The sequence below is a fragment of the Mycolicibacterium iranicum genome (assembly GCF_014190915.1).
In the GTDB taxonomy this organism is placed as follows: domain Bacteria; phylum Actinomycetota; class Actinomycetes; order Mycobacteriales; family Mycobacteriaceae; genus Mycobacterium; species Mycobacterium iranicum_B.
In genome coordinates this window covers 205,785-228,247 of the sequence record NZ_JACHVU010000004.1, presented here as the reverse complement: position 1 = coordinate 228,247, position 22,463 = coordinate 205,785, and the positions used below count along the sequence as shown (strand labels likewise).

The following is a 22,463-nucleotide window of genomic DNA, read 5'->3' as shown; positions in this document are numbered from 1 at the left end:
CGAGGGGATCACGCCAGGGACTGGACCCAGGATCGGTGCAGCGCCGCGTAGTGGCCGCCCTCTCGCGCGGTCAGCTCCTCGGGCGGGCCGTCCTCGACCACGCGTCCGTGCTCCAGCACCAACACGCGGTCGGCGATCTGCACGGTCGACAACCGGTGGGCGATCACGACCGCCGTACGGTCGGCCAACACGGTCTCCAACGCCCGCTGGACCAACCGCTCACTGGGGATGTCCAGCGACGAGGTGGCCTCGTCGAGGATCAGCACCGCGGGGTCGGCCAGGAACGCCCGGGCGAAGGCCACCAACTGGCGCTGCCCCGCCGACAGCCGGCCGCCCCGCTTGGCGACATCGGTGTCATAGCCCTCCGGAAGCGCCTCGATGAACGTGTCGGCGCCCACCGCGTGGGCGGCCGCGCGCACGTCCTCGTCGGTCGCGTCGGGCCGGCCGAACCGGATGTTGTCGGCGACCGTCCCGCCGAACATGAAGTTCTCCTGCGTCACCATCACCACGTGTCGCCGCAAGTCCGTCTGCGCCAGGTCACGCAGATCGATCCCGTCCAGCGACACCACTCCCGACCCTGGGTCGTAGAAGCGGGTGATGAGCTTGGCGATCGTCGTCTTGCCCGCCCCGGTCGTGCCCACCAGGGCGACCGTCTGACCCGCGGGGATCACCAGGTCCAGGCCGGGCAGGACCGGCCGGCCCGGCACGTACTCGAACCGCACGCCGCGCAACGCGACATCGCCGCTGACCTCATCCAGTCGCGCGGGCTGCGCCGGGTCGGCGATGCCGGGTCTCTCGGCGAGCACCCCGGCGAGTTTCTCCAGCGCCGACGACGCCGACTGGAAGGTGTTGAAGAACTGCGAGATCTCCTGCATGGGCTCGAAGAACATCCGCAGATAGAGCAGGAACGCCGCGAGCGTGCCGATGGTCATCTCGCCGTGCAGGACCCGGTAACCGCCGTACAGCAGCACCACACCGGTGGTCAGGTTCCCGACGAGCTTCACCCCGGGCATGAACACGGCGAGCAGCTTGAACGTCCGCTCGTTGATCTCCCGGTACCGGTCGGCGACGTCTTCGAAGATCTCCTGGTTGCGCGGCTCCCGCCGGTAGGCCTGGACGGCCTTGATCCCGGTCATGGTCTCGACGAACTGCACGATGACCAGCGCGGAGATCTCCCGGACCTCGCGGTAGGTCTTCGACGACTCGCGCTGGAACCACCACACCAGGAGCACCAGAACCGGGAACGCGACCAGGCACATCAGTCCGAGCTTCACGTCCAGGACGATCAGCAGGACCGAGGTGCCGACCATCGTCAGCGCGGCGGTGATCAGGCTGTCGAAGCCCGTCTCCAACATGTCCTGGATCGCCTCGACGTCGTTGGTCGACCGGCTGACGACCCGTCCCGAGGTGTAGCGGTCGTGGAAAGCGATGTCGAGGCGCCCGAAGTGGCGGAACAGTCGCCTGCGCAGCTCAAGGAGCACTTTCTGGCCGACGCGACCGGACCGGCGCAGGAAGAACATGCGGCTGACGGCCTGCACGACCACCACGCCGCAGAGCACCGCGACGACGGTGAGCAGCGTCGTGGCCGGGCCGCCCTCCAGGAGCGGAGGGATGCCGTCGTCGATGCCCTTCTGCACCAGCAGCGGCACCGAGAGACGCGCCGCGTTCTCCACGACGACGACGACGGCCAGCGCGACCACCACCCAGCGATACGGCTTCAGCAGCGCACCGAGCAGCGCGCGGGCCTCCCGCCTGCGGGGCACCGACTCGTCGATCGGCAGATCGGCACTCTCGTCGAACTTTCCGCGCCAGTCCGTGGTGCTCATCCGCGCCTGCCCAGGACTTCGGGATCGCGCCGGCCTGCATCGTGGACGAGCCGGGCGCGGTCCTCGTCGGCCCAGTCGCAGTCGTGTTCGCACCCGTCGTCCAGCTCGTCGTCGGCCGCGAGCAGGTACCGGTACGCAGGAACGTCGGCCAGCAGTTCGGCGTGGGTGCCCACGTGGGTGATGGTGCCGTTCTGCAGCAGGGCCACCCGGTCGGCCAGCAGGACCGTGGACGCGCGGTGGGCCACCACCACGCCGGTCACCGAATGCAGGACCCGCCGCAGCGCCTCTTCGACGACCGCCTCGGTGTGCACGTCCAGTGCGGACAACGTGTCGTCGAGGACGAGGATCTTCGGATCGGCCAGGATCGCGCGCGCCAGTGAAAGTCGTTGCCGCTGACCGCCGGACAGGCTCATACCCTGTTCCCCGATGCGGGTGTCCAACCCGAACGGCAGGTCGTAGACGAAGTCCGCCGCCGCCACCTCGACCGCTTGGCGCAGCTCGGCCTCGGTCGCGCCGGGGCGGCCCAGCCGTAGGTTCTCCGCGACCGACATCGAGAACAGCGTGGGATCCTCGAACGCCGTGGCCACCGCCGTGCGCAGCGCCTCCAGCGACAGCTCGCGGATGTCCTGTGCGTCGATCCGGATCTCGCCCTCGGTCACGTCGTAGAGCCGCGACAACAGACCCACCAGCACGGACTTGCCCGATCCGGTCGCTCCGACCAGGGCCAGCGTCTCGCCGGGCTCCACGGTCACGCTTACGTGCCTCAGTGCCCAGTCCTCACTGTCGGGGAAACGGAACCCCACATCGACCAACTCCAGCCGACCGCCGCGTGGCGACTGATCTCGCGGACCGTCGGAAATCTCCCGCGGCGCGTCGAAGATCTCGGCGATCCGATTGGCCGCGGTGAACGACTCCTGCGTCATCGACAGCAGAAAACCCAGGGAGGCGATCGGCCACACCAACGACAACATCATCGTGATGAACGCGACCAGCGTGCCCATCGTGACGTAGCCGTGGCCGGCCGCATACGCGCCGAAGCCCAGCACGACGATCAGCGTCAGATTCGGGATGATCTCCAGCAGGGTCCAGAACTTGGCCGACACGGACACCCGGCGGACCTGCGTGTCGTACAGGTTGGTCAGCTGTTCGTCGAAACGCTCGTAGACGTAGTCCTCGCGGCCGAAGGACTTCACCACGCGCAGGCCTAGCGCGGACTCTTCGACGTGGGTCGCGACGTGACCCGCCTGATCCTGGGCCAGCCGGGACAGGCGGGTGTACTCGCGCTGAAAATGCAGCACGGTCAGCGTGATCGGAACGATCGAGACGAGCACGACCACGCCGAGCGGCCAGTACATGGCCAGCAGAATGGCCGTCACCACGGTGATCTGCAGGACGTTGAGCATCAGGAAGATCAGGCCGAACGACATGAAGCGGCGAATCGTGCTCAGATCGTTCATGATTCGCGACAGCAGCTGACCCGATTGCCAGCGCCCGTGGAACGACATCGGCAGGATCTGCAGCCGCGCGTAGAGCTGCTTGCGGATGTCCGCCTCGACGCCCATCGTCGCGCGGGCGACCAGCCAGCGGCGGATGAACCACAGCACCGCCTCGGTCACGCCGACCGCGATGGCCGCTGCGCCCACCAACCAGAGCCCCTGCTGGTCCTGGTGCCGCACGGGCCCGTCGATGACCGCCTTGGTCATCAGCGGGATGGAGATCGTCGCCGCGAGGCTGGCCAGGGCCACCACGATCATCACGATCCAGCGGCCGCGGTACGGCAGCAGATACGGCATCATCCGCCACAGATCGGAGCTCGGCCTGACCTTCCTCGGCGGCGGCCCGATCGAGGGCGCCGCGTACAGAACTTCGGGTCGGGAGTCAGCCACTTAGAACATCTTCCCATTGCCGGCAAGTGGATATACCACCCGGCGAAACGGGATTCCGCGCGCACGACGTGGCCTGGGTGCCGCGCGGGGCGCACTGCCGGCGCTCCGTGCCGAACTGGGTGCGGTACAGCTCGGCGTACCGGCCGCCGTCGGCCAGCAATTGCTCGTGGCTGCCGCGCTCGACGATGCGGCCGTCCTCGACGACCAGGATCACGTCGGCGGCCCGCACGGTGGAGAGCCGGTGGGCGATCACGATCGACGTGCGCCCGGCCAGCGCTTCGGCGAGGGCCTGCTGGACGGCCGCCTCGGACTCGGAGTCCAGCGACGCCGTCGCCTCATCGAGGATCACCACCCGCGGTGACGCCAGCAGCACGCGCGCGATCGTCAGCCTCTGGCGCTGCCCGCCCGACAGCCGGTACCCGCGCTCGCCCACCACCGTGTCCAGACCGTCGGGCATGGCGGCCACCACGTCGTCCAGACGCGCGCGTCGAAGCGCCTCCCACAGCTCGTCGTCGGTGGCCGGAACATCGGCGGAGACGGCCAGTTGCAGGTTCGAGCGGATGGATTCGTGGAACAGGTGACCGTCCTGGGTGACCATTCCGACCGTTCTCTTCAGCGATGCGAACGTCGCATCGCGCAGGTCGGTGCCGTTGAGCCGGATCGCTCCCCCGCGCGGGTCGTCGTCGACGTCGTACAGGCGGGCCAGCAGCGAGGCAATGGTCGACTTCCCCGCTCCCGACGACCCGACGAGCGCGACGACCTGCCCTGGTTCCGCGGTGAACGAGACACCGTGCAGCACCTCCTCCCCGCCGCGGCGGTCGAGCTCGGTGACCTCCTCGAGGGAGGCCAGCGACACCTGGTCGGCGGCGGGGTAGGAGAACCGCACCCCGTCGAATTCGACCGTCACGGGCCCGGCGGGGATGTCCACGGCATCCGGGCTCTCCCGGATCAGCGGCACGAGGTCCAGGACTTCGAAGACGCGCTCGAAGCTGACCAGCGCCGTGGCGATCTCGACGCGGGCGTTGGCCAGCGCGGTCAGCGGGGCGTAGAGGCGGGTCAGCAGCAGGGCCAGCGACACGAGCGCACCGGCCTGCAGGTGCCCGCCGATGGCCAGCGCACCGCCCAGCCCGTAGACCAGCGCCAGCGCCAGCGCGGACATCAACGTCAACGAGTTCATGAACGTCGACTGCAGCATCGCGGTGCGCACCCCGATGTCGCGGACCCGTCCGGCGCGGACCCCGAATTCACGGGACTCCGAGGAGGCATCGCCGAACAGTTTGATCAGCGTCGCGCCCGGCGCCGAGAACCGTTCGGTCATCTGCGTGTTCATCGTCGCGTTGTGGGCGGCGGCCTCGCGGGACAACGTCGCCATCGCGCGGCCGATGCGCCGCGCAGGAATCAGGAACAGCGGCAGCACGGCCAGCGCGAGCAGTGTGATCTGCCACGAGATGCTGAGCATGACGGCCAGCGTGAGCGTGAGGGTGACGAGGTTGGACACCACACCCGAGAGCGTGTCGGAGAACGCGCGTTGGGCGCCCATCACGTCGTTGCCGAGACGGCTGACCAACGCCCCCGTCCGGGTCCGGGTGAAGAACGCGATCGGCATGCGCTGCACGTGGTCGAACACCGCGGTGCGCAGATCCAGGATCAGTCCCTCGCCGATCGTCGACGACAGCCACCGGGTCAGCAGCGACAACGCGGCCTCGGCGACGGCCACCGCCGCGATCACCACGGCGAGCCAGACCACCACCCGGGCGCTGCCCGCGCCGGTGATCTCGTCCACCACGCGGCCTGCCAGCAGCGGCGTCGCGACGGTCAGCACCGCGGCCACGACGCTCACCGCGACGAACAGCGCCAGCCGGCGATGATGCCGGCCGGCGAACCTCCAGATGCGCGCGAGCAGGCGGCGGTCTGCCAGCGTGTGCAGATCGCCGCCGCGCGCATGGGTCTGCCGGTAGAGGGACTGCCGGGCAACCGTTTCCAAACTCATATTCTCACCGTAGAACCTCAACAATCATTGAGGTCAAAGGCATTCCCGGCCCGTCAGGCCACTCCGGTGTCCCCCGACGGGAGGGCCTCCGACCATGACAGCGGATTGACCACGGCAGAAATCGCAAACACGGCGGCCCGATCGGCGGGCTCAGCACGGATAACGCGGGCACAGCCTCCCACGGGCGCGTCGGTTCATCGTGCAAGATTGCGTGCATGGACAGTGGACTGGGCTCACCCCGGGTGCTCGTGGTCGACGACGACCCCGACGTCCTCGCCTCCCTCGAACGCGGTCTGCGCCTGTCCGGGTTCGAGGTCTTCACTGCCGTCGACGGCGCCGAAGCTCTGCGCAGCGCCACCGAGACCCGTCCCGACGCGATCGTGCTCGACATCAACATGCCGGTCCTCGACGGGGTGTCGGTCGTGACCGCACTGCGGGCGATGGACAACGACGTGCCCGTCTGCGTGCTCTCCGCGCGGTCGTCGGTGGACGACCGGGTCGCCGGCCTGGAGGCCGGCGCCGACGACTATCTGGTCAAGCCGTTCGTGCTCGCCGAGCTGGTGGCCCGGGTGAAGGCGCTGCTGCGGCGGCGCGGATCCACGGCCACCTTCTCCTCCGAGACGATCACCGTCGGGCCACTGGAGGTCGACATCCCCGGCCGCCGGGCCCGCGTGGACGGCGTGGACGTCGATCTGACCAAGCGCGAATTCGACCTGCTGGCCGTCCTTGCCGAGCACAAGACCGCGGTGCTCTCCCGCGCGCAGTTGCTCGAGCTGGTGTGGGGTTACGACTTCGCCGCCGACACCAACGTCGTCGACGTCTTCATCGGCTACCTGCGGCGCAAGCTCGAAGCCAACGGCGCACCGCGGCTCCTGCACACCGTCCGTGGCGTGGGATTCGTGCTCAGGCAGCAGTAGGTGCCGTGACCCCGCTGTCCGAGAGGCTGTCCCGGATCTTCCGCCGCACCCCGTCGCTGCGGCAGCGGGTCGCGCTCACCAGCGCCATCGCCGGCGCGATCGTCGTGGTCATCGCCGGCGCGGTCGTCTGGTTCGGCATCACCGACGCGTGGAACGAACGGCTGGACCGTCGGCTCGACGAGGCGGTCGGGTTCGTCATCCCCTTCCTGCCGCAGGGACTCGACGAGATCCCACCGTCGCCCAACGACCAGGACGTCGTCATCACGGTGCGCCGCGACGACGGCCAGGTGACCGCCAATTCGAACGTGATCCTGCCCGAACTGGAACCCGGCTACGCCGACACCCAGGTCGACGGCGTGCGCTACCGGGTGCGCACCGTGCAGCTCTCCTCACCGACACCGATGTCGGTGGCCGTCGGCGCCACCTACGACGCCACGACCGCCGACATCAACAACCTGCACCGGCGCGTTCTGATCATCTGCACGCTCGCGATCGGGGCGGCGACGGTCGGCGGATGGGTGCTCGCCGCGTTCGCGGTGCGGCCGTTCAAGCGGCTCGCGCAGCAGACCCGCGCAATCGACGCCGGGGACGAGGACCCCGACATCGACGTGCGCGGCGCCACCGAGGCCGTGGAGATCGCCGACGCGGTCAAGGGCCTCGTGGAGCGTGTCTGGGAGGAACAGGACCGCACCAAGGCCGCACTCGCCTCGGCGCGCGACTTCGCGTCGGTGTCGGCGCACGAACTGCGCACGCCGCTGACCGCCATGCGCACCAACCTCGAGGTGCTCGCGACGCTGGACATGCCCGAGGAGGGCCGCAAAGAGATCGTCAACGACGTCATCCGCACGCAGTCCCGCATCGAGGCAACCCTGGGTGCGCTGGAGCGTCTTGCGCAGGGCGAGCTGTCGACCGAGGACGATCACGTGCCGGTGGACATCACCGAGCTTCTCGACCGCGCCGCCCACGATGCGATGCGCGTCTACCCGGACCTGGAGGTCTCGCTCGTACCCGCACCGACCGTGATCATCGTGGGGCTGCCCGCGGGGCTGCGCCTGGCGGTCGACAACGCGATCGCCAACGCGGTCAAGCACGGCGGTGCGACACGGGTCCAGCTCTCGGCGGTCAGCTCCCGGGAAGGGGTCGAGATCGCCGTCGACGACGACGGCGTCGGGGTCCCCGAGGAGGAACGCTCGGTCGTCTTCGAACGATTCTCGCGGGGATCGACGGCGTCGCATTCCGGCTCGGGACTCGGCCTGGCACTCGTGGCCCAGCAGGCCGAACTGCACGGCGGCACAGCGTCTCTGGAGTCCAGTCCGTTGGGCGGCGCACGCCTGCTGCTGCGCCTGCCCGGTCCGCGCTAGCGGGTGCCGAGCAGGTCGATGACGAAGATCAGCGTCTTGCCGGACAGGCGATGGCCGCCACCAGCGGGACCGTACGCCTGCTCCGGCGGGATGGTCAGCTTGCGCCTGCCGCCGACCTTCATCCCCGGGATGCCGTCCTGCCAGCCCTGGATCAGACCGCGCAGCGGGAACTCGATCGTCTCACCGCGGTTCCAGGAACTGTCGAACTCCTCGCCGGTGTCGTACTCGACGCCGACGTAGTGCACCTCCACGTTGGCACCCGGGACGGCCTCGGGCCCGTCACCGACGACGACGTCTTCGATCACCAGCTCGCTGGGGGCGGGGCCGTCGGGGAACTCGATCTCGGGTTTCGTAGCCATCCGACCACCCTAGTCGCGGACGTCGCCGCCGATTCACTGCACACTGGTGTGGTGCCGAATGACCAAGACATCATCAATCAAGTCAACGAACTCGTCGCCCAGGAACGGGAGTTGCGGGAGAAGCTGCAGCACCACGAGATCGACGAGTCCGAGGAACACACCCGCCTCAAGGCCCTCGAAGTACAGCTCGACCAGTGCTGGGACCTCCTGCGGCAGCGCCGCGCCCTGCGCGACAGCGGCGGCGACCCCGACAATGCGCAGGTCCGCCCGCCCGGCGAGGTCGAGGGCTACCTGAACTGAGCCGACCGGCACCAGGGACGTCGACGTCGTAGCGGACACTGGCCCCATGCCGGATGCGCGTTTCGACGTCGTCGTCGTCGGTGGCGGGCACAACGGTCTCGTGGCGGCGGCATACCTGGCCAGGGCGGGCCGTCGGGTGCGGGTGCTGGAACGGCTCGACCACGTCGGCGGCGCCGCGGTGTCGGCGTATCCGTTCGAGGGTGTGGGCGCGCGCCTGTCCCGTTACTCGTACCTGGTCAGTCTGCTGCCGCGTCGCATCATCGACGAACTCGGCGCGCGGATCACGCTGTCGCGCCGCCGGTATTCCTCGTATACGCCGCACCCGGCCGACGGCGGCAGGACCGGGCTGCTGGTCGGGCCGGAGTCGACGTTCGCCTCGATCGGAGCCGCGTCGGACGAAGCCGCGTTCCACGCGTTCTACCGCCGCTGCGGAGCTGTCACGGCGCGCGTGTGGCCGACGCTGACCGAACCTCTGCGGACCCGGTCGGCGATGCACCGGTCGATCGCGGCCGAGGGTGGGCGCGACGCCGAAACGGCCTGGCGCTCACTGATCGATCGGCCCATCGCCGAGGCCATCACCGGCGCGGTGTCCGATGATCTCGTCCGCGGCGTCATGGCCACCGATGCGCTGATCGGCACCTTCGCCGCCCTCGACGACGAATCCCTGGTGCAGAACCGGTGTTTCCTCTACCACCTGATCGGCGGCGGAACCGGGGACTGGGATGTGCCGGTGGGCGGGATGGGTGCGGTGACGGGTGCACTGGCGGCGGCCGCGGCCGGCTTCGGCGCCGAAATTGTCACCGGCGCCGATGTTTTCGCGATCCATCCCGACGGTGAGGTGCACTACCGGCACGGCGACCGGGAACACACGATCGCCGGCGAGCACGTCCTGGCCAACGTCACACCCGCGGTGCTGTCCCGCCTGCTCGGCGAGCCGGACCCCGACACCGCACCGGGCGCACAGATCAAGGTCAACCTGGTGCTGCGGCGGCTACCCGGGCTGCGCGATCAGACCGTCACCGCCGAGCAGGCGTTCGGCGGAACCTTCCACGTCAACGAGAACTTCAGCCAACTCGACGCCGCCTACCGGCAGGCCGCGTCGGGCTCGGTGCCCGACCCCCTCCCCTGCGAGATCTACTGCCACAGCCTGGCCGACCCGACCATCCTGTCAGACGAGTTGCGCACCGCGGGAGCGCAGACCCTGACGGTATTCGGCCTGCACACGCCCCACAGCCTGGCGGTGGCCGATACACCGGAAGGCCTGCGGGAGGAGCTGACGTCCGCTGCCCTCGCCTCCGTGAATTCGGTTCTCGCCGAACCGATTCATGACCTGCTGTGGCGGGACTCGGCGGGCCGCCCCTGTGTCGAGGCGAAGACGACCGTCGACCTCGAGCACACCCTGGGCATGACGAATGGCCACATCTTCCACGGCGGGATGTACTGGCCCTTCGCCGACGACGACGAACCCCTGGACACCGCCGCCCAGCGCTGGGGCGTGGCCACCGATCACCCGCGGATTATGCTGTGCGGCAGCGGGTCCCGACGCGGCGGGGCGGTGTCGGGCATCGGCGGACACAATGCGGCGATGGCGGTGCTGGAGGGCTAGCCCCGGCGCAGGTCGTCGAGAATGCGGCGCAGCGCCCTGAGGTCGCCCTCGGGGAGCCCGGTCAGCGAGACGGGCGCCGGGTCGTGCACCTCGTCGATGGCACGCACGACGTCGCGCCCGGCGTCGGTCAGCGAGACGGTCTTGCAACGGCGGTTCGACGGGTCCACCGTCCGCACGACCAGCCCCCGGTCCTCCAGGTCGTTCACGGCCACGGTCGCCGCCGGCGCGTCGACGGTGGCGGCCGCCGCGATCTGCTTGACCGTCATGGGAGTCCGGTTGAGCCGCATCAGGATCCGAACCCTGCTGAACGGCAGGCCCGTTCGCTCGACGACGGCCTTCTTCCAGCCGTCCCGGTGGTCGTGGACGAACGCGGCGAGATCCCGCCACACCTCGTCGATCAGCACGTCATCGGACATGGGCACCCGTCACCGGATCCGGGGTTCCGGACACCAGCGGCGCGAGGCGCTCGGCGGACCGGAGCGCGCGCTGCGACGTCGAGAACAGGCCGAGGCCCAGGATCAGCAGACCCAGCGCGATACAGACGAACCACAGCGGCCGGGCGGCGGCGGCGAAATCGGCCCCGCCCGTGGCCATCGCCGATCCGGCGACCGAACCGCACAGCGCGACACCGATACTGACACCGACCTGGCGGCTCGTCGACGTCACCGCCGATGCGGCGCCGGCGCGGTCCAGCGGCATCCCGCTGACCGCGGCGTTCGTGATCGGGGCGTTGACCATCGAGAACCCGATACCGAAGACCGCGAAGATCACCAGGAGCGACCACACGGGGGTGGTGTTCGTGAGCTGGGTCAGCAGCGCCGAGGCCGCGGTGATCAGCACCCCCGCGACCACCAGGGAGGGGCGGGCGCCGTAGCGGCCGACGAGCCTGCCCGACAGCGGCGAGAACACCAGGGCGCCGATCGCGATCGGCAGGTAGATCAGACCGGTGTGCATCGCCGAGAAACCGCGTTCGCCCTGCAGGTAGAGCGACATCATGAACAGGAACGCGCCCCACGCGGCGAACGCGCTGATCGCGTTGACCGTCGCCGTCGTGAACGGGATGCTGCGGAAGAACCGAAGGTCCAGGAACGGGTCGTGCCTGCGCGACTCGAAACGCAGGAAGGCGACCAGCGCGACCGCCGCGACGGTGGCGATCACCAGCACCCGCGGATGCGACCAGCCCAGCACCGGACCCTCGATCAGCGTGAACACGATGCCGAACAGGAACAGCACGGCCAGCCCCTGCCCGATGGGATCGACGTTGCGCATGGTCTGCGACTTCGACTCCGGCACGAACACGGCGGTGAGCACGATCGCGAGGGCGCAGATGGGCAGGTTGATCCAGAACACCGACCGCCAGCCGACGGTCTCGATGAGCAGGCCGCCGACGATCGGGCCCGCAGCCATCGAGATGCCGGTGACCCCGCCCCAGATGCCGAGCGCCCGCGCGCGTTCGACCGGCTTGGTGAAGATCTGCGAGATGATGGACAGCGCAACGGGATTGAGCATGGAACCGCCGATGCCCTGCAGGAAGCGGGCTCCGATCAGGGCATCGATCGTGGGCGCGAGGCTGCACGCCAGGGAGCCCAGCGCGAACAGCGTCAGACCGATCTGGAAGACCCGCCTGCGGCCGAAGCGGTCCCCCGTCGCCCCGGAGAGCATCAGCAGCGACGCCAGCACCAGGGTGTAGATGTCGACGACCCACTGCATCTGCGCCGAGGTGGCGGACAGATCGTCGCGCATCGACGGGATCGCGACGTTGACGATGGTGGCGTCCATCGACACGATGAGCAGGCTCAGGCAACAGGACACCAGGACGATGGCCTTGCGCCGTGGCGTCATCGCGCCGACAGTTGTATTCACACAACTATTGTGAAACTACAACCGTCTGCGTGGCAAGTGACGGCAGTGTGACGTCGCCGGCCGCGAGCGTGCGCGAACTAGGGCCGCCAGGCGCGTGTTGCGCTGCAGACACGCACGCTCGGCGGGCCGGGCGTGGGGGTCTAGCGGCCGTCGATCTCGGCGTAGTCGCGTTCGGTGTAGCCGGTGTAGATCTGGCGCGGGCGCCCGATCTTATTCGGCTCGCCGTGCATCTCGCGCCAGTGCGCGATCCAGCCGGGCAGCCGGCCGAGTGCGAACAGCACCGTGAACATCCGCGTCGGGAAGCCCATGGCCCGGTAGATCACGCCGGTGTAGTAGTCGACGTTCGGGTAGAGCTTGCGTTCGACGAAGAAGTCGTCGGTGAGCGCGATCTCCTCCAGCTCCTTGGCGATGTCGAGCAGCGGATCCTGCACGCCGATCTTGCCGAGGATCTTGTCGGCCTGCTCCTTGACGATGCGGGCACGCGGATCGTAGTTCTTGTAGACGCGGTGACCGAAGCCCATCAGCTTCACATTGTCCTCGCGGTTCTTGACCTTCTTGACGAAGGTCGCGACGTCGTCGTCACCGTCGCGGATCTTCGACAGCATCTCCAGCACCGCCTGGTTGGCACCGCCGTGCAGCGGGCCCCACAGCGCGTTGATGCCGCCGGAGATCGACGTGAACAGGTTGGCCTGCGACGAGCCCACCAAGCGCACCGTCGACGTCGAGCAGTTCTGCTCGTGATCGGCGTGCAGGATGAACAGCATGTCGAGAGCGCGCACGATCTCGGGATCGACCTCGTAGGGCTCGGCCGGGAAGCCGAACGTCATCCGCAGGAAGTTCTCGACCAGCGTCAGCGAGTTGTCCGGATACAGGAACGGCTGCCCCTCGGACTTCTTGTACGCGTACGCCGCGATCGTCGGCAGCTTGGCGAGCAGCCGGATGGTCGACAGCTCGACCTGCTGGGGATTGAACGGGTCCAGCGAATCCTGGTAGTAGGCGCTCAGCGCGTTGACCGTGCTCGACAGCACCGGCATCGGATGCGCGTCGCGGGGGAAGCCGTCGAAGAACCGCTTGAGGTCCTCGTGCAACAGCGTGTGCCGCTGGATCTTGGTGGTGAAGTCCTCGAGCTGCTCGGCCGTCGGGAGCTCGCCGTAGATCAGCAGGTAGCTCACCTCGATGAAGGTGGACTTCTCGGCGAGCTGCTCGATCGGATAGCCGCGGTAGCGCAGGATGCCGGCATCGCCGTCGATGTAGGTGATGGCGCTCTTCGTCGAGGCGGTGTTGACGAAGCCGCCGTCGAAGGTCGTGTAACCGGTCTTGGCCAGCAGCGAACCCAGCGCGATGCCGTCTGAGCCCTCGGAAGCTTTGACGATGTCGAGTTCGAGCTCGCCGCCTGGATAGCTCAGGGTGGCGTGCTCCTGCCCGGCGTCGGCGTTTTCGGCCACTGGGATCCCTTCGTGTCTGGGGGGTCTATCGCGGGAGTCACGGAGTCTGTCTACAGAAGGTAGTCCCAATCCAGGAGCGACGCCCGCGGGGGGCTGCCACAACGTCAGACGGGCTGTCCGATACCGGCGATCTCACCCGCGAACTCGGCGTAGGTGTCCTCGAACGCCCTGATCACATCGTCGATGTCGATACCGAGGGCACTCTTCTCCGCCAGGTCGCACATCGCCGTGATGAGCACCGCGCCCCACACCGCCGACAGCAGCTTGACCCGGCGGTCCTCGATGTCGGTCCCGATACGCTCGGCGATGATCACGTCGACCTTGCTCGCGCGGTATTCGACCGCGGCCTGGCGCAGGGTCGACGACGACATCACGATCCGCAGGATCTGCAGCATCCGCTCCGAGGTGAGAGTGCCGGCCGACGCCAGCTTGGTGTTGCCGGCCATCGCCACGTAGGCACGCCGCAGAGCCTCGAGGTTGCTGATGTCGCGCGGCTGGTCGAGCAACTCTCTGGCCGCGGAGTCGAGCACCTCGTCGATGAGTGCGAGCGCGATGGCGTCCTTGGTCGCGAAGTAGCGGCTGAACGTCCGCGGCGAGACCTCGGCGATCGCGGCGATCTGGTCCACCGTGGTCGCGTCGAAACCTTGGCGGTCACACAGCCCGACCGCCGCGTCGATGAGCGTGGCACGAGTGCGGCGCTTCTTGCGCTCGCGCAAACCGAGGACGGGCTCCCCCCTGAAATCAGCCACCTCCGAATGCTAAACGCCTCGGAGGGCCCCAGGGGCGGAAATGGCACGCCGAGACAATTGTCAACGGTGGTGATTTGTCAGAAATGGTCGCAGAAAAACACGACCGTTTTCGGGGCCGGAGAACGCCCGCTACGGCTGCAGACGCTCGATGTCGCCGTCGCGGAGCCGAATCCTGTTGTGCACCCTGTTCTCTCGCCCCTGCCAGAACTCGACCACCTCGGGAGCGATCAGATACCCGCCCCAGTGCGGGGGAACAGGTACCTCGGCCGCGTCGGCGAAGCGCTCCGTGACGTCACGGAGCTGTTGCATGAGTGCGGCGCGGGACGCGATCGGGCGGCTCTGCCGCGACGCCCACGCCCCCAGTTGCGAGCCCCGCGGCCGCTTGCGCCAGTAATCGGCCGTCTCCTGCGCCGACACTTTCGTGACCGCGCCGCGGACGTGGACCTGGCGTCCCATCAGATACAGCGGGAAGGTCGCCGAGGCGTACGGGTTGGCAGCCAGCTGCGCGCCCTTGTCCGAGTCGTAGTTGGTGTAGAACGACACGCCCGTCTCGTCGACGCCCTTGCACAGCACGGTGCGGGTGAAGGGTCGGCCCGCCGCGTCGACGGTCGCGACGACCATCGCGTTCGGCTCGGCCGCGCCCGCCTCCCGGGCGTCGGCCATCCACTGGTTGAGCAGCGCCACCCACCCGACGTCGAGCCAGTCGGCATCCAGGTCGCGGCTGCCGTCCTTCTCGACCGAACCGTATTCCACACGCATCCGAGCCAGGTCATCAGAAGTGCCCACGCGCCAAACGCTACGCCCAGGCGACCGTATGGTCGGCCACACCGGCGTGGTGCGAGAATCGGCCCATGACGACTGCGGTGCCCAAGGATTTCGCCCCCGGGTTGGCCGGGGTGGTGGCGTTCGAGACGGAGATCGCCGAGCCGGACAAAGACGGCGGCGCCTTGCGCTACCGCGGTGTCGACATCGAAGACCTGGTGGCCAACCGGGTGACGTTCGGCGAGGTGTGGGGACTGCTCGTCGACGGCCGGTTCGGCCGGGGACTCCCGCCCGCAGAACCGTTTCCGCTTCCCATCCACAGTGGCGACGTCCGAGTGGACGTGCAGGCCGGACTGGCCATGCTGGCGCCGATCTGGGGTTACCCGCCTCTGCTGGACATCGACGACCAGACCGCCCGTGATCAGCTGGCCCGCGCGTCGGTGATGGCCCTGTCCTATGTCGCCCAGTCCGCCCGCGGCATCTATCAGCCTGCCGTCCCGCAGCGTCAGATCGACGAATGCGACACCGTCACAGCACGTTTCATGACCCGCTGGCAGGGCGACCCCGACCCCAGGCACATCGAAGCCATCGACGCGTACTGGGTGAGTGCCGCCGAGCACGGGATGAACGCCTCCACCTTCACCGCGCGCGTGATCGCTTCCACGGGTGCCGATGTGGCCGCCGCGCTGTCGGGGGCGATCGGTGCGATGAGCGGCCCACTGCACGGCGGTGCGCCCGCCCGCGTCATCCCGATGATCGAGGAAGCGGAGAAGACGGGCGACGCCCGGGCGGTCGTCAAGGGGATCCTCGACCGCAACGAGAAGCTGATGGGCTTCGGGCACCGCGTGTACCGCGCCGAGGATCCGCGCGCCCGGGTGCTGCGCGCGACCGCTGAGCGCCTCGCGGCCCCGCGCTACGAGGTCGCCGCTGCGCTGGAGCAGGCCGCGCTCGCCGAACTGCGTGAGCGCAGGCCCGATCGCGCGATCGAGACCAACGTCGAGTTCTGGGCGGCCGTGATCCTGGACTTCGCCCAGGTGCCGCCGACGATGATGCCCGCGATGTTCACCTGCGGGCGCACGGCCGGATGGTGCGCCCACATTCTCGAACAGAAACGCCTGGGCAAGCTCGTGCGGCCGTCGGCGATCTACGTGGGCCCCGAACCACGCAGCCCGGAGTCGGTCGAGGGCTGGGACCAACTCCCCCGGACATGACGCCGTCGGGTAGCCGCCAGGTGTTCGCCTCTGCGGCACACAGTTTCGCCGCGCTGGTCCGCCGGATACCGGACTCGCGGTGGGACGATCCCGGCTTGGGCGATTGGTCGGTCCGCGACCTCGTCGGGCACACGTCGCGGTCGCTGATCACGGTCAGCACCTACCTCAAGGCCCCGGCGCAGCGGGAAGATCTGGCCGGAGCGGCCGACTACTACGTGGCGATGCACGACTACTCGGCACATCTGGGCGCCGAGGCCATCGTGGAACGGGGGCGTCAGGCGGGCCGGGACCTCGGCGCGGACCCGGCGGGCACGGTCGACGAACTGGTGGCGCGGGTGCTGGCCGAAGTGGACGCCGTCGAGGACCCGTTGATCGAGGTGATCGGCGGGTACGGCATCCGACTCAGCAGCTACCTGCCGACCCGGACCTTCGAGCTCGCGGTGCACGGCATGGACATCGCCGCCGCGGTCGGGATCGACCTCGCACCGACCGACGACGTGCTCGCCGAGGCGACGTCGCTTGCCGCCCAGATCTCCGTGCAGCTGGGGCGGGGGGCGACGGTGTTGCTCGCACTGACCGGCCGCGCCGGCCTGCCCGCCGCGTTCTCGGTGGTGTGACGGCATCGGCGTGTGCGCGGCGATGAGTTTCCCGGCGGCGGCAGGTCTGCATCGTCGTCACACACCACCCAGCTTGTGAGGAGCTCTTCATGGCGATCGACAACACCCCCATGCTCGTGCCGCACCTCGTCGTCGACGACGCGGCAGCCGCGCTCGATTTCTACGCCAAGGCCTTCGGTGCCGAGGAGATGGTGCGACTGCCCGGTCCGAACGGAAAGATCATGCACGCCTGCATGCAGCTCAACGGTTCGATGGTGTTCCTCAACGACGACTTCCCGGAGTTCAACTGCGACAAATCCACCACGCCCCCGGCGCTCGGTGGGACCCCGGTGACCATCCACCTGCAGGGCCCCGACGTCGAGGGACGGTTCCAGCGGGCACTCGATGCCGGTGCGACGGTGGTCAATCCGCTCGAAGACCAGTTCTGGGGCGACCGCTACGGGGTCCTGCGCGATCCGTTCGGCCATCACTGGTCGCTGGCCGAGACGGTCAAGGAGGTCGACATGGACCAGGTGCTGGCCGAGATGAACGGCCAGAGCTAGCGCCGTCAGGACAGTCCGCGAAAATCCGTGTGTTTGACGCGCCGCGGCGCCGTCCGGTGGTCATAATTGCCGGACTGCGCCGCGCACGCGCGCACCTGACGCTAGGTAACGGACTGTGCTCTGGCTGCTGCAAATCCCGCCCGTGATACTGGGCTTCCTGTGGGTCGCCGTGATCGTCGGCCTGTCCGTCGGCGGCCTGATCCTGTTCCGCCGGGTCGTGTCCCACACCCGGCTGGAACACACGAACGCTGTCTCGGGCTCGGTGTCCCAACTCGCCGGCGTCCTCTATGCCGTGCTGGTCGCCTTCGTCGTCGTGGTGGTCTGGGAGCAGTTCACCGACGCCGAGGACGCCAGCAGCTCGGAGGCGACGGCGATCGCGGATCTACTCCGGGACTCGGCCGCGCTGCCCGCACAGTCGCGCGGTGCCGTCGATGACGCCTTGATCGCCTATACCCGCGACGTCATCGACGACGAGTTCCCACGGATGCACCGCGGCGAGACGGTCCCGGAGCAGTCGGATCAGCTGGTCACCGTGTGGGAGGCCTACCTGAAGGTGCAGCCCGAAACCCGCAACGAGATCGCCTTCTTCGACCATGCCATCCTCCGGCTGAACGACTTGAGCGCCGCACGCAAGGAACGAGTGTCCACCGGTGAGGCGTCGGTGCCCGGCGAATTGTGGGTGCTGCTGGTCGGCGGTGGTGGCGTGATGATGGCCTTCACGTTCCTGTTCGGAACGAAAGATCTCGTCCTCCATGCGCTCGTGGTCGGGCTGACGTCGGCGCTGCTGGCCTTCGTGCTGTACCTCATCTTCGCCCTCGAACACCCGTATGTCGGCGAATTGTCGGTCGGGCCGACCGCGTTCGTGAACGTGTTGCAGGACTGGGCCTGACGGGCTCAGCGCCGCAGGCCGGCCAGCAGCCGCTGGTGTAGCGGTGGCACCGGCGCTGCGGCCGCCGCGTCCGCCATCTCGACGACCGAGGTGAACTTGTCCCGCGGACGCTGTCCTGCGCCGCGGGCGATTTCCGCCTCGTCGATCGCCCGCCACCCGGCGGCATCGATGACCTTCGGCTGTCTGCCCCGCACGAAACGTGTCAATGCGGACGCCCGGTGCGCGGGTGCGGCCAGCAGACCCTCGTTGTAGTCGGCGACCAGGTTGTGCACCGTCTCGGCTGCGCACGACTTGTTGGTGCCGATGAAACCTGTGGGTCCACGCTTGATCCAGCCCGCGACGTAGCTGCCGCGCAGCGGTGTTCCGTCCTCGGTCACCCGTCCGCCCTCGTTGGGCACCACCGCGGCCGCCTCGTCGAAAGGCAGTCCGCGAATGGGCTTGCCGCGGTAGCCGATCGACGTCAGGACAAGCTTCGCGGGCATCTCGACGACGTCCTCGGTACCCGTCACCGTGAACCCCACGCCGGTTGCCGTCTCGCTTCCGAGCACCCGCCGTGGGGTCAGCTGGTAGGCCAACCGGATACGTGGGCGGGGGGACGGCGCCGACGCGTCGCCCAGCTTGGCGAGGACTTCGAGCTTGTTCCGCGTCAGCGCGTCGGTGGTGTTTTCCAGGTCCGCGAGCACGCGCCGGTGGTCGGCGGGGTCCAGCACGACCTCGCACGTCGAGGTCAGGCCGATGAGTTCCGGCAGGGTGAAGGCCGACGCGGCGGGCCCACGCCGCGCCGCGACGACCACTTCCCGGACCCGCGAGTTCCGCAGAGCGTCGAGCGCGTGGTCGGCGATGTCGGTGCGGGACAACACCTCGGGGTCGGTGGTCAGAATGCGCGCCACGTCGAGCGCCACGTTGCCGTTGCCGACGACGACAACCCGGTCTCCGCTCAGATCCACGGGCAGATCGGCGAATTCGGGATGCCCGTTGTACCAGGCGACGACCTCGGTGGCCGTGGCCGTGCCGGGCATGCCGACACCCTCGATGTCGAGACGGCGGTCGTTGGGGGCGCCGACGGCGTAGAGCACGGCGTGATGGTGCGCCAACAGCTCGTCGTGGGTGACGTCCGCGCCGACGTCGACGTTCAGGTAGAAGGTGAAGCCGGGCTTCGAAGCGATCTTGTCGAAGAGCTTCGTCACCCGTTTGGTGTTCTGATGGTCCGGCGCCACCCCGGCACGCACCAAACCGTAAGGCGTGGGCAGCTTCTCGAAGACGTTCACGCGCACACCCTGCTGAGTGAGCAATTCGTCGGCGGCGTACATCGCTGCCGGCCCGGAGCCCACGATGGCCACGGTCAGCGGCCCGTCCGGACGCGGGTGCACCACCGGGGCCTCCAGCACCGGCGCCAGCTTGGACGTCGGCGGCAACTTGCCCTCGCGGGTGGGATAGAACGCCGCGTTCAGTTCGACGAACGGGAGCTGATCGGGTTCCAGCCGGGTGTCCGGGGCGATGGCCCCCACCGGGCAGGCCGAGACGCACGCCCCGCAGTCGACGCAGGCATCCGGGTCGATGTAGAGCATCTCGGCCGTCGCGAAGCCCGGCTCGTCGGGCGACGGGTGGATGCAGTTCACCGGGCACGCGTAGACGCATGATCCGTCACTGCAACACGACTGGGTGATGACGTGGGGCATGGAAATCCTGTCCGCTGAGTCCTGGCCGCCGGGGTCCTGACCGCCGCGGCTAGGCCGCGCTCACCACGTGCTCACGCGCCGGCTCGCTGCGGTAGCGGCTGGCCTTGCCGTCGATCTTGCAGAGCCGCCACATCAGCTTCGCCAACGGGTTCATCAGACCGGTCTCGTGGCACAGCATCCGGACATCGCCGAACATGTCCCGCAGGAACTGGCGCGCCTCGGGAGTGCCGAAGAAGACGTCCTTCTTCACCGAGCGCGGGATGTCGAATTCCTTCCAGAAGGCCTTCGGCGGCACGACGATCGCCTGGCACAGCACGCGCATGATGATCGGCACGTGCAGGGACAGCCAGAACTTCTGCATCCGGCGCATGTGCGGCACGCGCTTGCGCAGGTACTCGTGGGCGAACGAGATGTGTCGCGCTTCCTCGGCCACGTGGATGGCCATCACGCGCTCCATGATCGGGTGCAGCGACCGGCCCTCGCGCAGCACGTTCTTCTGCGTGTGGTCGATGGGCTCCTCGCCGGCGAGCACGCCGAAGAAGAAGACGATCGGCAGCGGACCCGCGGCGAGCGGGATGAACTGCGAGAGCCACTTGAGCATGCGCGGCATACCGGGCACATCGGCGCCGATCCGGTTCACCATCTCCTGGAACATCAGGGTGTGGTTGCACTCCTCGACCGACTCGTGCAGGCAGTACCGGTACTCGGGGGAACCGTTGGGCACCCAGAACGCGTAGTTCATCAAGCCGCGGATCAGGATCGACTCGAAGTGCAGACCGACCTTGGCGACATTGGCCTGGCGCCACATGCCGATCTCGATCTGTCGCTGCCGCGTCTGCGCCTGGTACCACGGGTGCCGCCCGAGGGGGTCCGTGCCCGGCAGGATCCACCGTTCGTCGTCCGGCGTCACCGCGAATTCCGGCGAATCCCAGTCGATGTCGGTGTAGGGATTGAAGTTGCGGCGCACCGAACCCTCGGACAGGGTCTTCAGCGTGTCCACGTACTCGACGTCGTCAAGGACGTCCATGTTCTTGCGCCAGCGCCGGATCACGCGCGTCTTCGCTTCTTTGACAGCCATTCGCAGCCTCCCGTGAGGTTTACATTCGTCGGCTCGATGTCCAATAACAGTACCCACGGTCCCAGGAATTAACCAGGGGGTTTCTCCAGCTGTGGGTCAGCCGGGTTATCCAGGTCACATGTGGTGCACGTCACAGTGAGGACGACGGCGCGGTACGCCGGCGGACCGTCCGGGGTCCCGCGGGGCGCACCCTGACCGCGTTTCGCATGGTCCGGGTGGCCTCATTAGGCTTGCGGCCATGGCCGAGACCCTGACCATCCCCTCCGACCTCAAGCCCGCCGACGGACGGTTCGGCTGCGGCCCGTCCAAGGTCCGGCCCGAGCAGCTGCAGGCACTGGCCGCGGCGGGGGATCTCTTCGGCACCTCCCACCGGCAGGCGCCGGTGAAGAACCTGGTCGGACGGGTGCGCGACGGGCTGCGGCAGCTGTTCGCACTGCCCGACGGATACGAGGTGATCCTCGGCAACGGCGGCTCGACCGCATTCTGGGACGCGGCCGCGTTCGGCCTGGTCGATTCCCGGTCCCTGCACCTCACCTATGGCGAGTTCAGCGCGAAGTTCGCGTCGGCCGTCGCGAAGAACCCGTTCGTCGGCGACCCCATCGTCATCAAAGCCGACGCCGGAAGCGCCCCTGCCCCGCAGTCCGACCCCTCGGTGGACCTGATCGCCTGGGCGCACAACGAGACGTCGACGGGCGTCGCCGTGCCCGTGACCCGTCCCGAGGGCGCCGGTGACGCGCTGGTGGCGATCGACGCGACCTCTGCCGCAGGTGGCCTGCCGGTCGACATCACCGAAGTGGATGCCTACTACTTCGCGCCGCAGAAGAACTTCGCCGGTGACGGCGGCCTGTGGATCGCGGTCCTGTCCCCCGCAGCGCTGGCACGGGTCGAGGCCATCGCCGCCTCGGGCCGGTGGGTGCCGGAATTCCTCTCGCTGCCCATCGCCATCGAGAACAGCCTGAAGAACCAGACCTACAACACCCCGGCGATCGCCACCCTGGTGCTGCTGGCCGAGCAGGTCGACTGGCTCAACGGCAACGGCGGCCTCGACTGGGCCGTCACGCGCACCGCCGACTCCTCGCAGCGGCTGTACTCGTGGGCCGACGGCGCGTCGTTCGCCACGCCGTTCGTGGCGGACCCCGCGCTGCGGTCCCAGGTCGTCGGCACCGTCGACTTCGACGATTCCGTGGACGCCGCCGCGGTGGCCAAGATCCTCCGGTCCAACGGCATCGTCGACACCGAGCCGTACCGCAAGCTGGGCCGCAATCAGCTGCGGGTCGGAATGTTCCCCGCCGTCGAACCCGACGACGTCAGTGCGCTGACGGCCTGCATCGACTGGGTTGTGCAGCGTCTGTGATCGCTGCCGCGTGTCACCCCGGTTACGGA

General features: G+C 68.5%; 20 protein-coding genes. 9 read left to right on the top strand and 11 right to left on the bottom strand.

All coding sequences use genetic code 11. The features are described from left to right. Window positions 1-8: 8 nt before the first annotated feature. Genes FHR72_RS11465 through FHR72_RS11455 form a run of 3 tightly spaced genes read right to left on the bottom strand, consistent with a single transcriptional unit; the run spans window position 9 to window position 5,702 of the window. A complete protein-coding gene (locus tag FHR72_RS11465) occupies window positions 9-1,826 on the bottom strand; it encodes an ABC transporter ATP-binding protein (protein WP_183468088.1) in 1,818 nt (605 codons plus the stop codon). Next, window positions 1,823-3,712: an ABC transporter ATP-binding protein gene (locus tag FHR72_RS11460; RefSeq protein ID WP_183468087.1), complete on the bottom strand. Its 1,890-nt coding sequence runs from the start codon at window positions 3,710-3,712 to the stop codon at window positions 1,823-1,825. The genes FHR72_RS11465 and FHR72_RS11460 overlap by 4 nt, the downstream gene beginning before the upstream one ends. Beyond that, window positions 3,705-5,702 carry an ABC transporter ATP-binding protein gene (locus FHR72_RS11455; RefSeq protein WP_183468086.1) on the bottom strand — a complete coding sequence of 666 codons (1,998 nt, stop codon included), beginning with the start codon at window positions 5,700-5,702 and terminating at the stop codon, window positions 3,705-3,707. Before FHR72_RS11455 ends, FHR72_RS11460 begins: the two co-directional genes overlap by 8 nt. Before the next feature lie 206 nt (window positions 5,703-5,908). Here FHR72_RS11455 and prrA point away from each other — a divergent pair, with 206 nt between their 5' ends. Both prrA and FHR72_RS11445 read left to right on the top strand, forming a co-directional pair. Then, window positions 5,909-6,619 (top strand): two-component system response regulator PrrA, encoded by a 711-nt coding sequence (prrA, locus tag FHR72_RS11450; protein WP_311736132.1) that lies wholly within the window; start codon window positions 5,909-5,911, stop codon window positions 6,617-6,619. A gap of 5 nt (window positions 6,620-6,624) precedes the next feature. Beyond that, window positions 6,625-7,980: a sensor histidine kinase gene (locus FHR72_RS11445; RefSeq protein WP_311736120.1), complete on the top strand. Its 1,356-nt coding sequence runs from the start codon at window positions 6,625-6,627 to the stop codon at window positions 7,978-7,980. Here the strand turns inward: FHR72_RS11445 and FHR72_RS11440 are convergent. Continuing rightward, the gene (locus tag FHR72_RS11440; protein WP_183468084.1) at window positions 7,977-8,339 is read right to left on the bottom strand and encodes an FKBP-type peptidyl-prolyl cis-trans isomerase; all 363 of its coding nucleotides are present in this window, start codon (window positions 8,337-8,339) and stop codon (window positions 7,977-7,979) included. The two genes, FHR72_RS11445 and FHR72_RS11440, sit on opposite strands and share 4 nt — an antisense overlap. Window positions 8,340-8,390: 51 nt before the next feature. Between FHR72_RS11440 and FHR72_RS11435 the strand changes: the two genes are divergently transcribed. After that, on the top strand, window positions 8,391-8,639 hold the full coding sequence (locus FHR72_RS11435; protein ID WP_183468083.1) for a DUF2630 family protein: 249 nt from the start codon (window positions 8,391-8,393) through the stop codon (window positions 8,637-8,639). Between the two features lie 46 nt (window positions 8,640-8,685). After that, window positions 8,686-10,245, top strand: coding sequence for a phytoene desaturase family protein (locus FHR72_RS11430; protein ID WP_183468082.1), 1,560 nt, complete (start codon window positions 8,686-8,688; stop codon window positions 10,243-10,245). Here the strand turns inward: FHR72_RS11430 and FHR72_RS11425 are convergent. The 5 genes from FHR72_RS11425 to pdxH form a co-directional block, all read right to left on the bottom strand. Further along, window positions 10,242-10,661 carry a MarR family winged helix-turn-helix transcriptional regulator gene (locus FHR72_RS11425; RefSeq protein ID WP_183468081.1) on the bottom strand — a complete coding sequence of 140 codons (420 nt, stop codon included), beginning with the start codon at window positions 10,659-10,661 and terminating at the stop codon, window positions 10,242-10,244. The genes FHR72_RS11430 and FHR72_RS11425 overlap by 4 nt on opposite strands. Then, window positions 10,651-12,087 carry an MFS transporter gene (locus FHR72_RS11420; RefSeq protein ID WP_183468444.1) on the bottom strand — a complete coding sequence of 479 codons (1,437 nt, stop codon included), beginning with the start codon at window positions 12,085-12,087 and terminating at the stop codon, window positions 10,651-10,653. The genes FHR72_RS11425 and FHR72_RS11420 overlap by 11 nt, the downstream gene beginning before the upstream one ends. Before the next feature lie 161 nt (window positions 12,088-12,248). Beyond that, window positions 12,249-13,553, bottom strand: a complete 1,305-nt coding sequence (locus tag FHR72_RS11415) for a citrate synthase (RefSeq protein WP_183468080.1) — start codon at window positions 13,551-13,553, stop codon at window positions 12,249-12,251. A 104-nt stretch (window positions 13,554-13,657) separates the two neighbouring features. Next, window positions 13,658-14,302: a TetR family transcriptional regulator gene (locus FHR72_RS11410; protein WP_183468079.1), complete on the bottom strand. Its 645-nt coding sequence runs from the start codon at window positions 14,300-14,302 to the stop codon at window positions 13,658-13,660. Between the two features lie 129 nt (window positions 14,303-14,431). Beyond that, on the bottom strand, window positions 14,432-15,088 hold the full coding sequence (pdxH, locus tag FHR72_RS11405) for a pyridoxamine 5'-phosphate oxidase (RefSeq protein WP_311736119.1): 657 nt from the start codon (window positions 15,086-15,088) through the stop codon (window positions 14,432-14,434). Between the two features lie 65 nt (window positions 15,089-15,153). On the opposite strand from pdxH, the gene FHR72_RS11400 reads away from it, so the two are divergent. The 4 genes from FHR72_RS11400 (at window position 15,154) to FHR72_RS11385 (ending at window position 18,323) form a co-directional block, all read left to right on the top strand. Further along, window positions 15,154-16,275: a citrate synthase 2 gene (locus FHR72_RS11400; protein ID WP_183468078.1), complete on the top strand. Its 1,122-nt coding sequence runs from the start codon at window positions 15,154-15,156 to the stop codon at window positions 16,273-16,275. Further along, a complete protein-coding gene (locus FHR72_RS11395; protein ID WP_183468077.1) occupies window positions 16,272-16,892 on the top strand; it encodes a maleylpyruvate isomerase N-terminal domain-containing protein in 621 nt (206 codons plus the stop codon). Before FHR72_RS11400 ends, FHR72_RS11395 begins: the two co-directional genes overlap by 4 nt. Window positions 16,893-16,981: 89 nt before the next feature. Further along, window positions 16,982-17,434, top strand: coding sequence for a VOC family protein (locus FHR72_RS11390; protein WP_183468076.1), 453 nt, complete (start codon window positions 16,982-16,984; stop codon window positions 17,432-17,434). A gap of 115 nt (window positions 17,435-17,549) precedes the next feature. After that, the gene (locus FHR72_RS11385) at window positions 17,550-18,323 is read left to right on the top strand and encodes a bestrophin-like domain (protein WP_183468075.1); all 774 of its coding nucleotides are present in this window, start codon (window positions 17,550-17,552) and stop codon (window positions 18,321-18,323) included. Window positions 18,324-18,328: 5 nt separating this feature from the next. Here the strand turns inward: FHR72_RS11385 and FHR72_RS11380 are convergent, their stop codons facing one another. After that, window positions 18,329-20,002 (bottom strand): FAD-dependent oxidoreductase, encoded by a 1,674-nt coding sequence (locus tag FHR72_RS11380; protein WP_183468074.1) that lies wholly within the window; start codon window positions 20,000-20,002, stop codon window positions 18,329-18,331. Window positions 20,003-20,051: 49 nt separating this feature from the next. Beyond that, window positions 20,052-21,080, bottom strand: coding sequence for an AurF N-oxygenase family protein (locus tag FHR72_RS11375; protein ID WP_183468073.1), 1,029 nt, complete (start codon window positions 21,078-21,080; stop codon window positions 20,052-20,054). Between the two features lie 238 nt (window positions 21,081-21,318). Between FHR72_RS11375 and serC the strand changes: the two genes are divergently transcribed. After that, the gene (gene serC, locus FHR72_RS11370) at window positions 21,319-22,434 is read left to right on the top strand and encodes a phosphoserine transaminase (RefSeq protein ID WP_183468072.1); all 1,116 of its coding nucleotides are present in this window, start codon (window positions 21,319-21,321) and stop codon (window positions 22,432-22,434) included. Window positions 22,435-22,463 lie beyond the last annotated feature (29 nt).